This is a genomic window from Rhizobium tibeticum, assembly GCF_900110205.1.
GTDB lineage: Bacteria > Pseudomonadota > Alphaproteobacteria > Rhizobiales > Rhizobiaceae > Rhizobium > Rhizobium tibeticum.
In genome coordinates, this window is the sequence record NZ_FOCV01000037.1 from 40,310 (window position 1) to 53,958 (window position 13,649).

General features: G+C 59.1%; 13 protein-coding genes and 2 pseudogenes. 2 read left to right on the forward strand and 13 right to left on the reverse strand.

The features are described from left to right. The 9 genes from BSG20_RS28600 to oiaX all read right to left on the reverse strand — a co-directional run bounded on the left by BSG20_RS28600 (position 1) and on the right by oiaX (position 9,097). On the reverse strand, positions 1 to 1,065 hold the full coding sequence (locus BSG20_RS28600) for an ABC transporter permease (RefSeq protein ID WP_072380809.1): 1,065 nt from the start codon (positions 1,063 to 1,065) through the stop codon (positions 1 to 3). Further along, positions 1,062 to 2,612 (reverse strand): sugar ABC transporter ATP-binding protein, encoded by a 1,551-nt coding sequence (locus tag BSG20_RS28605; protein WP_072380811.1) that lies wholly within the window; start codon positions 2,610 to 2,612, stop codon positions 1,062 to 1,064. The genes BSG20_RS28600 and BSG20_RS28605 overlap by 4 nt, the downstream gene beginning before the upstream one ends. After that, the gene (locus BSG20_RS28610; RefSeq protein WP_072380813.1) at positions 2,609 to 3,253 is read right to left on the reverse strand and encodes a DUF2291 family protein; all 645 of its coding nucleotides are present in this window, start codon (positions 3,251 to 3,253) and stop codon (positions 2,609 to 2,611) included. Before BSG20_RS28610 ends, BSG20_RS28605 begins: the two co-directional genes overlap by 4 nt. Positions 3,254 to 3,325: 72 nt before the next feature. Next, positions 3,326 to 4,267 (reverse strand): D-ribose ABC transporter substrate-binding protein, encoded by a 942-nt coding sequence (locus BSG20_RS28615; protein WP_072380815.1) that lies wholly within the window; start codon positions 4,265 to 4,267, stop codon positions 3,326 to 3,328. 78 nt (positions 4,268 to 4,345) lie between these two features. Then, positions 4,346 to 5,173, reverse strand: a complete 828-nt coding sequence (locus BSG20_RS28620) for a phosphogluconate dehydrogenase C-terminal domain-containing protein (protein WP_072380817.1) — start codon at positions 5,171 to 5,173, stop codon at positions 4,346 to 4,348. Positions 5,174 to 5,249: 76 nt separating this feature from the next. After that, complete coding sequence (gene derI / locus BSG20_RS28625) at positions 5,250 to 5,696, reverse strand: D-erythrulose-4-phosphate isomerase (RefSeq protein WP_072380819.1); 447 nt, start codon at positions 5,694 to 5,696, stop codon at positions 5,250 to 5,252. Between the two features lie 35 nt (positions 5,697 to 5,731). Further along, a complete protein-coding gene (locus tag BSG20_RS28630) occupies positions 5,732 to 6,496 on the reverse strand; it encodes a triose-phosphate isomerase (protein ID WP_072380821.1) in 765 nt (254 codons plus the stop codon). Position 6,497: 1 nt separating this feature from the next. Beyond that, positions 6,498 to 7,835: a four-carbon acid sugar kinase family protein gene (locus BSG20_RS28635; protein ID WP_072380823.1), complete on the reverse strand. Its 1,338-nt coding sequence runs from the start codon at positions 7,833 to 7,835 to the stop codon at positions 6,498 to 6,500. Positions 7,836 to 7,840: 5 nt separating this feature from the next. Next, positions 7,841 to 9,097 (reverse strand): 3-oxo-isoapionate-4-phosphate decarboxylase OiaX, encoded by a 1,257-nt coding sequence (oiaX, locus tag BSG20_RS28640; protein ID WP_072380840.1) that lies wholly within the window; start codon positions 9,095 to 9,097, stop codon positions 7,841 to 7,843. 177 nt (positions 9,098 to 9,274) lie between these two features. Between oiaX and BSG20_RS28645 the strand changes: the two genes are divergently transcribed. Then, on the forward strand, positions 9,275 to 9,979 hold the full coding sequence (locus BSG20_RS28645) for a transcriptional regulator NanR (protein ID WP_072380825.1): 705 nt from the start codon (positions 9,275 to 9,277) through the stop codon (positions 9,977 to 9,979). A 247-nt stretch (positions 9,980 to 10,226) separates the two neighbouring features. Continuing rightward, positions 10,227 to 10,391, forward strand: a complete 165-nt coding sequence (locus BSG20_RS36690; protein WP_167371614.1) for a hypothetical protein — start codon at positions 10,227 to 10,229, stop codon at positions 10,389 to 10,391. Between the two features lie 945 nt (positions 10,392 to 11,336). Here the strand turns inward: BSG20_RS36690 and BSG20_RS28650 are convergent. From BSG20_RS28650 to BSG20_RS28660, 4 genes and pseudogenes are all read right to left on the reverse strand, one after another. Then, positions 11,337 to 12,251, reverse strand: coding sequence for a hypothetical protein (locus BSG20_RS28650; protein ID WP_072380826.1), 915 nt, complete (start codon positions 12,249 to 12,251; stop codon positions 11,337 to 11,339). A 309-nt stretch (positions 12,252 to 12,560) separates the two neighbouring features. After that, positions 12,561 to 12,713 (reverse strand): annotated as a pseudogene (locus tag BSG20_RS37070) (transposase); the annotation flags it as partial. Positions 12,714 to 12,804: 91 nt separating this feature from the next. Continuing rightward, positions 12,805 to 13,023 carry a zinc-binding dehydrogenase gene (locus BSG20_RS38975; protein WP_420884131.1) on the reverse strand — a complete coding sequence of 73 codons (219 nt, stop codon included), beginning with the start codon at positions 13,021 to 13,023 and terminating at the stop codon, positions 12,805 to 12,807. Continuing rightward, positions 13,018 to 13,649: pseudogene (locus tag BSG20_RS28660) on the reverse strand (IS110 family RNA-guided transposase); the annotation flags it as partial. The gene BSG20_RS38975 and the pseudogene BSG20_RS28660, both read right to left, overlap by 6 nt.

The following is a 13,649-nucleotide window of genomic DNA, read 5'->3' on the forward strand; positions in this document are numbered from 1 at the left end:
TCAACCTGCCTTTGCCATCTGCATGAGAGTCACGCGTTGTTGCAGGCGGCGCTGCGCCTGGTCGACAACCACGGCGATGATGATCACCAATCCCTTGATGACCATCTGCCAGAAGGACGAGACCCCCATCATCACCAGTCCATCCGAGAGAATGCCGATCACGAATGCTCCGATGATCGTGCCGCCGATCGTCCCGCGTCCGCCCGACATCGACGTGCCGCCAAGAACGGCCGCGGCGATCGCGTTGAGCTCGAAGCTCTCACCGGTCGCCGGGTGCGAGGCCATCAGCTCCGACGAGATGATGACACCGACGATCGCCGCGCAAAGGCCGGAGAACATGTAGACGAAGATCTTCACGAGGTCGACGCGGATACCCGACATTCGTGCGGCGCGCTCGTTGCCGCCGACGGCAAAGATATGACGGCCAATTGGCGTCGAGCGCGCGACATAGGCGGCCAGGAGCGCAAGTACGATCAGAATCCAGATCGATACCGGCAGGCCGAGAATGCGCCCCGCGCCGAAGAAGTCGAAGCCGGTCGTGGCATATTCGGGCCGGCCAACAAGGTTCGGAAAGGTCTGGCCGTCCGACGAGAGCAGCGCCAGGCCGCGTGCGATGTAGAGGGTGCCGAGCGTCGCAATAAAGGGTGCGACGTTGAGCTTGGTAATCAGCAGACCATTGATGAGGCCGATGAAGAGGCCGATCGAAAGCGTGATGAGTACGATCTCGAAGAGGTTGAAATAGATGGTGTAGCCGATTGGTAGTTCGATGCCGTAAAGGATCAGACCGCCGGCGACCATGCCGCAAAGCCCGACGATCGATCCGACTGACAGGTCGATGCCGCCGGTGATGATGACGAAGGTCATCCCCATCGCCAGAAAGGCGTTGAGCGCGACGTGCTTCGACATCAGGATCATGTTTGCCGTCGAGGTGAAGTTCGGTGCGAAGATTGCAAAGAAGATGATAACGGCGAACAGCGCGATGAAAGTCCTGAGCTTCATCAGGGTCAGGAGTACAGACCCGTTCGCGCTCGTCGGCGAAGTATTGGATGAGGTAGCCGCCATCATGACGCGAGTTTCCCTTGATGTCCGTGTCCCTTGGCCGAAGCCGCGATAATGGCTTCTTCCGTGGCCTCGCTCCGGTCAAAGACGGCGACCAGTTGGCCGTTGCTCAAGACCGCGATTCGATCTGAAAGCGCCATGACCTCTTCGAGGTCAGACGTCGAAAACAAAATGGCGAGCCCGTTTGCCGCCAGCCGCCGCATGGTGCGAAAGACATCGGCCTTGGCGCCCACATCGATGCCACGGCTTGGCTCGTCCATCAAAAGCACCTTTGGATTGGTCATCAGTGCCTTGCCGATGACCACCTTCTGCTGATTGCCGCCTGACATCGAGGTCACTTCGAAATCCGGGTTGGGCGCCTTGATTGAAAGATCGCGGATCGCGTCGCGAATGGCGTTCTTCTCGGCGCCGCTGTTGATATGGAAGAGGCGAGTGAAGCGACCAAGGCTCGCAAGGGTCAGGTTGGAGGCGATGGAAAGGACCTGGACCAGACCCTCCCGCTGCCGGTCTTCCGGAATAAGGCCAAGCCCGCGTCGGATACGCCTCGTGGTGTCGCGGGCGCGAACTTCCCTGCCGTCGATGAAGATCTTGCCGGTCGAGTGCATGTGACGTCCGATCACGCATTCGAAGAACTCGCTGCGCCCCGCGCCCATGAGGCCATAAATGCCGAGTATTTCGCCGGCCTTGACCGATAAGGAGACGTTGTTGACCGCAAGCCCACCCGTGGCTCGCGGCAGGCTGATGTTTTCGGCGCGAAAGACCTCGCCGCCGACGGCGTGGTCCACGGACTTTGCAAAATCCTTGGCGTCCGAGCCGATCATGGAACGCACGATCCAGCGCGTGTCGATATCGCGGACCATTGCCTGACCGGTGATCTGGCCGTCGCGTAGCACCGTGATGTAGTCACCGATCCGCATCAGCTCTTCCAGTCGGTGCGAGATGTAGACGATCGCGACGCCCTGGGCTTTGAGTTCGGCAATCACCTTAAACAGGATTTCGACTTCGGCGGCCGACAGCGCAGAGGTTGGCTCGTCCATGATCAGGATACGCGCATTCAACGACATCGCCTTGGCGATCTCGACGAGCTGCTGCTGGCCGATAGGCAAATCCTCAACCATCGTCTCCCCGTCAATTCCGGCATCCAGACGCTTCAAAAATGCATTGGCTTTTTGGACCTGCGCCTTGTGATCGATACCGAAGAGGCCGCGCGTCATCTCGCGCGTGACGAAGATGTTTTCTGCGACCGACATGTTGGCGAAGAGATTGAGCTCCTGAAAGATCATGCCGATGCCGTGCGCCTGCGCATCAGCCGGGCTGTTGAAGGATACCGGCTCGCCGTCAAGGATGATGCGGCCGTGCGTTGGGCGCTCGACGCCGGCGATGATCTTCATCAGGGTCGACTTGCCTGCGCCGTTTTCGCCAACCAGGACGTTTACCGCGCCCTGGCGCAGTTCGAGGTGGGCGCGTTTCACCGCGACGATACCCGAATAGACCTTCGACACATCGTCGAGTCGCAGAATGATGCCGTTGGTCGATGTCTCGTTTGCGGTCATGACCCCACCGTCAGTTCGGAGGGAGTGACGAGTGGAAGCTGGCCGCCGTTGGGGAGCGGAAAGGCGCCAATCGCGGTTACTGTCTTGCCGACCAGGCCTTCGCGCGGGACGGCGGACAGGAAGGCGGTATTGGCCTTTTCGTTGAACGCCTTACCGAACTGCGCCCACTCGATCTGGTTCTTGAATTCATTGAAATTGACAAAGTCCAGCGTGTCGCGCAGCGCCGTACCGCGCAGCGCCGGCCCGATCTGTACCTTCGCATCGGCCTTACCATCGCCATCGGCGTCGACATCGAGCGTTGCCGCGCGCGAGGCCGTATCGGCAGCAATGACCTTGCCGGTGATTTTTACCGCATACGTCCACGGCGAGCTGCTCTGCTTGCGCGGATTGCCCCATTTCGCGCCCGCCTGATCGGGGCTGGAGGTGGCCAGTTGCACGACATCTTTGAGCTCGCCGGAGCGGTGCTCGAAATAGGGTAAGACCTCGGACTGCCAGATCGCCTCGACCTTTGCGTTCGGGTCGAAGGCGGTCTTGGCCGCTGCCGCCGCCTTTTCTTCTGCGGTTGGCGTCTTGATGATCTTGCAACCGGGCAAGATCGCCGCCACGACAGCAGCGAGTAGGGCGCCCTTCATTCTCAACATGCAGTGAACCTCGACGTCATACGAAAAGAATTGCAGAGGGCGCAGCGCTGCCCCTCTGCAATTCGCGGCTGATTAGTTCGTCAGAGCGAAGGTCTCGAGCTTTTCAACATTGTCTGCGTTGATGAGAACGCAATCCATTAACTGCTTCTCTTCCTTGGGCGTGGTCTTGTTCTTGATGTAGGCGTCTGCCTGCTCGACAGCCAACTGCGCCTGTGCATAGGCGGGCTGCAGAACTGTCGCCTTGATGCCGCCAGACTTGATGGAGTCGCGCACGTCGTTGGAGCCGTCGAAGCCGACGACGATCACGTCCTTGCGCCCGGCGGCCTGCAGTGCTGCGATCGCGCCCATGGCCATGGTGTCGTTGCCGGAGATGACACCCTTGATGTTCGGATTTGCCTGCAGGATTGTTTCCATCTTCGAGTAGGCTTCCGTCTGGCTCCAGTTCGCCGACTGCTTGGCGACGGACTTCAAGTCCGGATAGTCGTCAATGACGTCGTGATAGCCTTGCGAGCGGATGCCGGCATTGGTGTCAGACTCCTTGCCTACCAGCTCGACGTAGTTGCCTTTCTCGCCCATCAGCTTGACGAATTCCTGCGCGCCGAGCTGGGCGCCCTGGTAGTTGTTAGACACGATCTGGGCGACAGCCACGCCCGTTGCGTTGATTTCGCGATCGATCAGGAAGGAGGGGATGCCCGCATCCTTTGCCTTCTTGACGGCCGCGACAGACGCGTCTGCTCCAGCATTGTCGAGAATGATCGCCTTGGCGCCGCGTCCGATCGCGGTGTCGATCATTTCGGACTGCTTGTTGGCGTCATCGTCATGCGTCATGACGAGGGCTTCGTAGCCAAGTTCCTTCGCCTTTGCTTCGGCGCCGACGGCTTCGGCCTTAAAGAAGGGATTGTCATGCGCCGGCGTGATGATGGCGATGAGATCGGCCGAATAGGCCGGAATGGCCGTTCCGAGCGCCAGTGCGCCGGCAAAGGCTGCAAGTGTCAGTCTACGCGTTAGTCTCATTTTTTCCTCCCGAGTGTGAACAAAGCCCCGTCTCCCTTGGGGCGGTTGAGGGGAAGGCCTGGCCTTCCCCAAGCCGGTTCAGGTGATGCGCCGGATGCTTTCGGCGATCTCCTGTGGTTCGAATACCTTTTTCCAGTCGTCGCGCATCAGGGCTGGAATGCCGAACTCGATCGCCTTGTTGCAGGCATCTGAGAACACGCCGTCGACTTCCTTAAAGATGACCGCGCCGAGCACGTTCATATGGCCGAGCAGGAAGTCGCGGGCAGCTTCTTCAGGCACGCCGCGTGCAACGCATTCATCCATGGCCTGTCGCATGACGACGAGCAGCGATGCGCACACCGTTTCCGACAGCCCAGGTTCGAGCATGGCAAGCTGGTCGACCGTGACCCGGTGCGAGCGCATGACCGGGGCCCAGATGACCTTGGCGATTTCCTCACCCAGCGCGTAGGCGCTTTCTGGTCCCTGCATCAGCGCCGAGACAATGTGCTGTTTGGCGAACAGGCCGCCGAAGTGGTCCTTCTTCGCCTGCATGTCCGTCTCGTCGTTGAAGATTGGCGGATGACAGGGATGGGTGACGAAATAGGTGAGATCGTCGCGCTTCGGCAGGTGACCGGCAAAGGGGGCCGCAGCATCCAGCGCGACAACCATGGTGCCGGGCTTCAGCTTGTCGACGACGCTTGCGGCGACTTTCCCGATCGCGGTGTCCGGCACGGCAAGGATAACCACTTCCACGCCATCGAGGGCAGCATCGACCGGTAGGCAATCGACTCCAAGATCATTCTTCAAACGGGCCTTACCTGCGTCGCTAACCTCAACGTGGCGCACGTCGAAACGCGAACCCTTGAGGTTTTTCGCAAGCCGGTATCCCATTTTCCCGCCAGCGCCGAAGAGGGCAATCTTAGTCATGTTTCCTCACCTTTTGAGTTTTGGATAGGATCATATACTGGTATGATGAGTCAATCACCATATCACCATTAAATTGTTATGATGCGGGCTTTTCAGCGTCGAGCCGGTCAATTGCCTGCACGTTTCCAGCCGACGGACCCTGTGGGTCGAATTCGGAAGCAAGCCAGACATCGACGATCGACTTCGCCAGTTCTGGTCCGATGACACGGGCGCCCATCGTAATGATTTGTGCGTTATTCGATTTTGCCGCACGCTCTGCGGAATAGGTATCGTGCGTGAGAGCAGCGCGAATGCCTGGCACCTTGTTTGCAGAAATACAGACGCCGATGCCGGTGCCGCAAATCAGGATGCCGCGATGATGTTCGCCGTTGACAATCGTCTGCGCGAGACGCTGGGAAAGGTCGGCGTAGAAGCCGGATTGGCTAAGATCATGGACTTCTAGGTCGGCCTTGCTTTCAAGATGAGCAGCAATGACATCCAAGAGTGGTTTCCCGGCGCTATCTGCGCCAATTGCGATCTTCATAACAGGTTCCTTCACGCGCCTTCAGGCATGGAAATCTAGCGTTCGATCGCCGCGCTGACGCGGCGAAGAATGTCGAGGTAACCGTCGACGGACCAAGCCGAGCGGCCGATGAACAGCCCGTCGATATGCGCCTGGCTGATCAGTTCCTCGCAGTTTTGCGGATTGACGCTACCGCCGTAGAGGACCGGCACCGAACGGCCGAGAATGGATCGGGCCAATTCGGCAATCTTTCCGTGTCGCTGCGAGGCATAGTCGGCTGTTGCCGGAATTCCATTGACGCCGATCGCCCAGACCGGTTCGTAAGCAAGCAGGATCGGAGCGCGGTCGGCTGCGCCGCCCACACCCGCCAGAGCTTTCTCGACCTGCCGCCGCAAGACAGCATCGGCTTGGCCTTGCTGGCGTTCCTGCAACGTCTCGCCGATGCAGATCAGGGGAGTGAGACCGTGACGGATAGCGGCCGAAACCTTGAGGCCGACGGTTTCGTCGGTCTCTCCGAAATGCTCGCGTCGTTCGGAATGACCCAACTCGACGATGTCGAGCTTGCAGTCCTTCAGCATCAGGGGAGAAATCTCTGCCGTCCAGGCACCAGCATCTTCCCAGTGCATGTTTTGAGCGCCGACCTTCACTGAAGTATCAGCAAGCGCGCGTTTGACCTCGCCGACAGCGGTAAACGATGGAATGACGAACCGCTGTACGCGAACGTCTCGTTCGTAGTCTGTCTCAGCGAGGCGGCGCGCGAAGGCGAGCGCTTCCTCAACGGTCTTGTTCATCTTGAAGCTGGTGCCGACCCAGAAAACCATCTCAGCCCTTCCTTCCGTCGCGTATCTGCGCGAAATAACCGTCTGTTCCGACCTGACCGCCCTTAAGAGCGATCTGCAGGCCGTTGGTTGGCTGATAGTCACCGTGCGCGAGGCAAAGCGGAGACCCCGGCGTCTGGGGAAGCGGAAGAAGGGTCGTCAATGCGTCGATCTTCAACTGCCTCAGTGCGTGACTGGACGTGTCGCCACCGGCAATGACCGCTCGAGAAAGCCCTTCGCTCTCGATCAGCCGGCGCAAGACCGTACCGAGTGAACGTCCGAGCGTGTGACGCGCCCCCGGGAGCTTGTCGATGTCGGCCCCGATGTCGGCAGATGACCCGAGGGCGGTGTGGATGATGACGCTCTTGCCTTTCTTAAGCTTGTGGATGCCAGCTTGTACCGCTCCATCCACGCAGCGTTCGCCATCCTCCGAAACCAGTGCTAGCGGATCGAGAGCGACGCTCTCGAAGCCGTCATCGACTGCACTTCGGATTTGCCGCTCGGTCGTCGGCGATACGCTGCCTGACACGACGGCAAGGCGCTCGACGCGGCCCACGTCCGGAAACTCGACGCTGCTTTCGCTGATGAGGCGGTTATGGCGCCATGCACGAAGGAGGGCATATTCGACCCCCGATGAACCAGCAACGAAGCTCCCGGATCTGCTGGTGAGGCGGAGTAATTGTCGGCCTGCAGCCTCCTGCGTCGCCTCAGAATTGACATCGATGAGCAGAATTCCGGATGCATTCAATGCCAGTGCGTCGATCCTGGCATCGGCGTCGGTCGAGGTGATCGCGACGAGATCCGCGACCATAATGGGAACGCTAGTCTGTCTCGCCAGGTGGATTGAAAGATCGGCCTCGTCCATCGGTGTCACCGGATGGCGGCTCATCACAGGATGACGATCGATGCGAAAGATACGGCCCTGGTAGGCGGCAAAGAGAGTGCCGAATGCCGTGTAGCGCTTCAATTGCGGCGCCCCGACGATGACGGGCACGATCGATTGCCCGAAGGTCGCGCGGCCTATTTCGATCGCCTTGCCGATACTGCCAACCTCAGGGCCGGAATCGAAGGTCGAGCAGACCTTGTAGTGACAGATGGCGGCACCAAGCGACTTCAGCCATTCGAAAGCAGGCGACAGGTGCTGTTGCATCCAGGCGGGCGTCTCGCTGCGGCTTGTCCCCGCAATGCCGATTGCGCGACAATCCTTGAAGCGCGCCAGCATTTCGGGCGTGGGAACGTCGAGGAAGAGCACCGTCGCAACGCCGTTCGATGCCAAGGCCTCCATGACATCGGTGGATCCGGTAAAGTCATCCCCGTAATAGCTGACGAGAAGTCGATCCATAACCGTCACGCGCCTTTGCCGTCGCCGAATTTTCCAATGGAGGCGGCGAGCTCCGGATGATCCTTCGCGTAAATCTCCAACGGGATGTCTGCGACTGCGGCCTGCCAGGCCTGCTGCACGGCCCGAACGCCGGCCGCCGGGCCACCAGGGTGGCTGACAATGCCCCCGCCACACAGATAGAGAAGATCGGTGGTGCGGCCGGTCCGTCGATAGGTCTCCGGGGCCTGTCCTCCCCACTGGCCGGAACCGGCAACTGGAAGCGGGCAATCGGAGGCATCAAATAGCGGCGCGCTGAGCGCCTTGAAGGACGAGACAAAGCTTTCGTCCGGCTCCCAATACTTGATCCTGATGCCGTTGATCTGAAACTGGTCGACCCCGAGCAGCCGCCAGAATTGCTGATAGACCTTGAAGTCCATGCCGGCGCCGGGATCGCGCGTCAGCACGTCCCAACCGTTTCGGTGCGCGTGCAACACCAGATTGGAGCGCTTGCGAACAAAGCTCATGCCGCCGAACCCAATGGAGTTGATGTTGACGACAGCGCAGTTGCCGCCAGCATTGGTAACAATGTCGTGGTTGCGCATCATTTCGTCGGGGTCTGCATGCGAGATGCCGAAGGCATACATCACCTTCTTGCCGGTCTTCTGCTCGTGATCGAGGATGCGCGGCATGATCGCTGCAACACGCTCCTTGAGCGGCGAATAAGCCGGGCTCATCAGCTTCTCGTCGTCCTTGATGAAGTCCACGCCGGACTGAATCAGCTCGCCGACGAGTTCTGCTGTTTCGTGTGGCCGCAGCCCAAGGGCCGGCTTGACGATCGTCCCGATGATCGGGCGCCCCGCAACGCCGGTCAAACGGCGGCTGCCGGGAATGCCGAACTGTGGTCCCGGATGCGCGCCCTTGAAGGCGTCAGGCAGCTTCATGTCGACGATGCGGATGCCGGTCATGCCCTTGATGGAATAGACGCCGCCGATCGCGATGGTCATCAATGCGGAGAGATCGGTACCGATCGCGTCCAGCGGAAAGGCGATGTCAACATCGGCGCGATGGAGTGGTGTGCCGGAAGCGACCTCCGGCCAAGTCGGATAGTTCGTACCTTCGAGCGGGCAGATCGCCAGCACGCGAGCAGCGACGCGTGATTTCAATTCCTCAGTCTCACCAGGAACGGGCACGAAGGTTCCGGTCGATTGGTCGCTTGCGATTTTGTCCGCCATCGCCTCGACGCTCCCAGGCGTCTCGATGCGGTAGGTCAGGGTAATCATCATGAATTGCAGGTTGCTCCTCTCGCCACGGAAGATTGTCATGGCGTCAACTCGTGATCTGGTATAATGAGTATTCCAACTGATGAAAAGCAAAATGTTTGGATGCGCGAATTTTCATCGCGAGCTTTGTTCTCAACATGGAAAATGCTAGGAGGAGACATTTTGAGCCAGCGAGATGTCATGACCCAACCCCTCGAACAAATCGTCCGTCGGAAACTGTCCGACGAAGTGTTTGATCGACTCGAGCGAATGATCACGTCAGGCGAGCTTCAGCCAGGCGATGAAATGCCATCTGAGCGCGTGCTCATGGAACGCTTCGGCGTTGGGCGGCCCGCCATCAGAGAGGCTATGCAGTCTCTCGCGAACAAAGGGCTTGTCAGTATTTCGCACGGTGAGCGGGCGAAGGTTCTCAGGTTGACGGCGAAGTCAATCTTTCGCCAGGTCGATCTGACCGCGAAGATCATGTTGTCACAATCGGCCGACTCGCTGGAGCATCTCAAAAGTGCGCGCATCTTCTTCGAACGCGGCATGGCGCGCGAGGCCGCCCAGCGCGCATCCGCAAATGATATCGATGATCTGAGGAAGATCATCGAGCGCCAGCGCATGTCACTTGGGCGAGCCGAAGAATTCATCGATGCGGATATGGAATTTCACACTCGCATCGCGCAGATTTCTGGCAATCCGATCTACGTCGCCGTCAGTGAAGCGATGCTCGCATGGCTGAAGGAATACCATACCGAGATGCTCATATGGACCGGTAAGGAAAAGTTCACGTTGGCCGAACACGAGGAGATTGTGGACCGCTTGGCTGCGAATGATGTGGATGGGTCGGAGATGGCACTTCTCAAACATCTCGAGCGGTCGCGAGCGCTATACGCGAAGTAACCTCACGGTGCCCATCGGATGCAAGCTACTGATTTGGTAAGAATTTGACCGAACGGTCCATCGGGAACGCGAAGTGTACACTGGGTGCGGGTTTCGTCAGAGACGGCAGAAAGCGTACCGAAGGCAGGTCTCCGTCCTTCGACCCAAGGCACCGGAGGCGATGATGACGCAAATTGATCTTGCACGCCTAGCCGTTGATGCCGCCATGCGTTCCTGACCGTCAGTGGATCATACGCGGGCCAGAATAATGCGGAAGAAGGCAAGCTATCTCGTCTTCAAGGCCCCGACAAAACTCCTCACTTTCGACGATCGAATCGAGGCTCGCGAACGTTCGCTGCCGAAGCCGATCCCGTTGTTGGAGAGCCTGACTGTAGGACACAAACAGGTCATGCATTCGGTTGGCCTTGCATAAATATGGACGAAGGTCAGGTCGCCTCATCAAAAATGACGCCAGGCCATGCTTGAACCGATCCATCTCACCGTCATTCATCGTATTCGCCCGATGAGCCGTTCTAAACCCTGCCTACTCGCGCAAGCCTGAATGGCAAGAAAGCTTGCACGGCCATTCGAAGAACGAAGATGTGGTGACACAGTTCCAGGAGAGAAACGGAGATCTCACCATAGCGTGTCAGTGACCCCTTCATGAAGCGCCTTGCGAGTTAGGAGGGGTCCGGGCGGCTGGCGCAAACCGGACGTCAATTGCAAGGGCGGACGAGCAGGGAAACCACTGTCTTTGTCTGGAGGGCTTCGCGTACAAATGCTTCCGGGTGGGCGGACTACCGTCTTCGTCGGACCGAACTCTAGCGAATGAGCACCAGCGGCGGCGTTGTATGCCGCGGCAAAGGTCGGGCACGTTGCAGCCTGGACCTCAGATGCCCATTCGTTGTCAAGATCATGCAAATGCATGAGCGGACGGGGCGAATTTACGCGCCTCATGCCGCCGTGACGTCCGCTGATGGCAGATGTCCGATAACCACATGTCGCGGGACCAAAGTCCGATGCGGGCGCTATCGGGGAAAGCTATAGTTCACCCAATTGCCATCCACCCTTGTGGTGGCAATCAGCCTTGGTTGGAAGGGGATAGCCAGGGTTCGAGCAGCAAAGGGGGCCTCATGGGTCCCGCTGACTATGAGGTCCCTTGTGCTGTGGTACTGCACCCTCTGTTTCGGCCCCGGCGCGCTCAAGCTCCGATTGCGCGGGTTGCGTCTTCAAATCTGCGCCTCACTCGCGAGGAATGTCCAACGGTGTCGGCCTTGGTGGCATCGTTTGATTTCGTCGATCGGGCAAACCAGGGCGTCGGCGTTCAAGTGACCGCCATGATGCTGAAATGGGCCCCCTGCCGAGCGCCCCAGATCGGTTAGAAAAGTGGCCCACGGCCGGTGACCAGAAGATCCTCTTCCTCGTCACGCTGCCTGCCACCGAGCGCGGCTGCCGTTGAGGCGATGAAGGCGCCGATCAGCAAAGAGAGCGATCCGATCAGGGCCGTCGTCGCGGCAGCTTTGCGAGCCTTGTCTGCGACCTGTTGGGCAGCCACTTTGGCGTCGTCGACCTGCTTCAAAACGGTGTCGACCCGTGTGCGGGCATCCGTATCCGAGAGACCCGTCCGGGCTGACACTATGCGTGCAATGTAAGCTTTGTCTCCATCTGGCACCTGACCGTTCACAGCGCCTTGCAGAAGGATGCGCGACACCTCGGCCGTTGCCGCGCCAGCATCGTCTGGCGCGCGCTCGCTCATTTGCTCCGGACGGAGAAGCGCATCAGCGAAGTAGGACGTGGAAAGATCGGGACCAATCGTTGACGACGAGGCGGCCGCAGTGCCCGCAGCGCTCGCTGCCGTGGCAACCGTTCCGGCTGCGCTGGCACCGGCCCCAGCCAGCGAGGTTAGTGACGATGCTAAAAATCCAGCGACGAAAATAGTCGCCAATGCCCAACTCAGGAAGCCATGAGCGGTATCGCGGAAGAATACTTCGTCGGTATGGACCGCAGCCCATTTGGTTCGAAGGCGACCAGTCAGATATCCGCCGAGCGCAGAGGACAGCCATTGCACGAGGACAAGCCAGATAGCCGCAGTCACACCGACCGTCGCGGCGGAGCTACTCTGCGCCGACCAAGGAGAGACCATTGTCAGGCCCACGGCGGAACCGAGCAGAAGGAGAATGAGAGTCACGCCGGTGGCGGCGATGGCGCCTCCTATGATCGGCCCCCACGAGATGGCGGACCTTGAAGATTCGACAGGAGTTAACTCGCTGACCTGGACTTCGGACAGGGACATGTCGGCTCCTATCGTACGAACAGAGCGAGAAGGATGATGATCGGAATCGGAACGCCTAAGAGCCAGAGAAGAATGCCACGACCCATTTTCGAGACCTCCAGTTAGAACAATCGTATCTGCGGTGGAAAATGGAACGCATTTTGGAAGTAATGGTTCCGAAAGGACAATGGAGAGAGGGAAACCGGCGACTTGGCTCAGGATTACTCATCAGAGCCAGAAGATGACGGTTGCCGCGATGCTTGCGCTTGAGCAGAAGGTGCGCGCGCATTGGTCACATCGGGGTGTGAATGCGACGCCAGTGCATGAGTTCTTGTGAGGACCGTATTCCATTGGCGCGTCACGCCAGCGCAATCCGTTGCGAATGACGAAGACAGTGCCACTTATGATCTTACGGTCATCCACTCGCGGAATGCCGCGGGACAATGGAAGTCTTTTAGTCGGCGCGTGTGCGCTTGGGATCACAGCATTAAATCACGCAATTGCAGTGCCTCCTTGCACTGCAATTGAATTTCCCTCGATATGGCTGCGAGTGGCAAATGCCGCCAGCTTTTATTCACTTCACAGCGACGACGACCTTCCCCTTCGCACGACCCGTCTCGACATAGCTGAGCGCCTCGTCGGTCCGCTCGAACGGGAAGATCCGGTCCACGACCGGTCGGATGACACTGGCCTCGATCAGGGCGGTGATCCGAGCGAGCTGCCCACCGTTGGCCGTCATGAACACGAAGGAGTAGTTGATCCCCCGGCGTTTCGATTTTCTCCTGATACGCACATGGGTGTCTCCACGTCGGGAGATATGGCCATCATAGTCTACCTCGCCGGACTGATAGCGCCGCGTCGTCAACCCCAGCCAGGCGCCCACCGAGCGCGATCGCTTGAAGTTCGCTGGATCCTCGACGGCGGTTATATAGGCGGTGGCTGTGATCGCTCCAATGCCGGGGATCGACATCAACAACTGACATTGCTGGCTTCTACGCGCTTCGGCGAGGAGCTGTCGCCCCAACCTTGTCGCCTGGAGGCGCAGGTTACGCCAGGCTTCAAGTAGCGGCAGAATTATCTGCGAAAGGCCGACATTGTCGGCCAGGAGGGAGCGAACATGCATCTCAAATTTGCCACCCATGCTGCATGGAACAATAAGACCAAACGTCTTCATCACTCCTCGAATCTGATTTGCCACGTCCAGTGTCGTGCGCATAAGTTTCGTTCGAGTCGCGACCAATGTCCGAGAGAGCATGCTGTCGAAGCCCTTTACCCGGACTTCGCGAAAGAAACCGACCTCCGCCAGATGCGCGAGCCCATCGGCGTCATTGGCATCGGTTTTGTTGGCGGCCATGTCGAGCGCCGCTTTGGCGTGACGAGCATCGACGCAAATGGCAGGCAGTCCCTCAGCGCGCAGAG

Excerpts from the sequence above, each read along its gene's own strand:
- BSG20_RS28600 (WP_072380809.1), bottom strand. The coding sequence starts at position 1,065 with ATGATGGCGGCTACCTCATCCAATACTTCGCCGACGAGCGCGAACGGG.
- BSG20_RS28605 (WP_072380811.1), bottom strand. The coding sequence starts at position 2,612 with ATGACCGCAAACGAGACATCGACCAACGGCATCATTCTGCGACTCGAC.
- BSG20_RS28610 (WP_072380813.1), bottom strand. The coding sequence starts at position 3,253 with ATGTTGAGAATGAAGGGCGCCCTACTCGCTGCTGTCGTGGCGGCGATC.
- BSG20_RS28615 (WP_072380815.1), bottom strand. The coding sequence starts at position 4,267 with ATGAGACTAACGCGTAGACTGACACTTGCAGCCTTTGCCGGCGCACTG.
- BSG20_RS28620 (WP_072380817.1), bottom strand. The coding sequence starts at position 5,173 with ATGACTAAGATTGCCCTCTTCGGCGCTGGCGGGAAAATGGGATACCGG.
- derI (WP_072380819.1), bottom strand. The coding sequence starts at position 5,696 with ATGAAGATCGCAATTGGCGCAGATAGCGCCGGGAAACCACTCTTGGAT.
- BSG20_RS28630 (WP_072380821.1), bottom strand. The coding sequence starts at position 6,496 with ATGGTTTTCTGGGTCGGCACCAGCTTCAAGATGAACAAGACCGTTGAG.
- BSG20_RS28635 (WP_072380823.1), bottom strand. The coding sequence starts at position 7,835 with ATGGATCGACTTCTCGTCAGCTATTACGGGGATGACTTTACCGGATCC.
- oiaX (WP_072380840.1), bottom strand. The coding sequence starts at position 9,097 with ATGATGATTACCCTGACCTACCGCATCGAGACGCCTGGGAGCGTCGAG.
- BSG20_RS28645 (WP_072380825.1), top strand. The coding sequence starts at position 9,275 with ATGACCCAACCCCTCGAACAAATCGTCCGTCGGAAACTGTCCGACGAA.
- BSG20_RS36690 (WP_167371614.1), top strand. The coding sequence starts at position 10,227 with ATGCGGAAGAAGGCAAGCTATCTCGTCTTCAAGGCCCCGACAAAACTC.
- BSG20_RS28650 (WP_072380826.1), bottom strand. The coding sequence starts at position 12,251 with ATGTCCCTGTCCGAAGTCCAGGTCAGCGAGTTAACTCCTGTCGAATCT.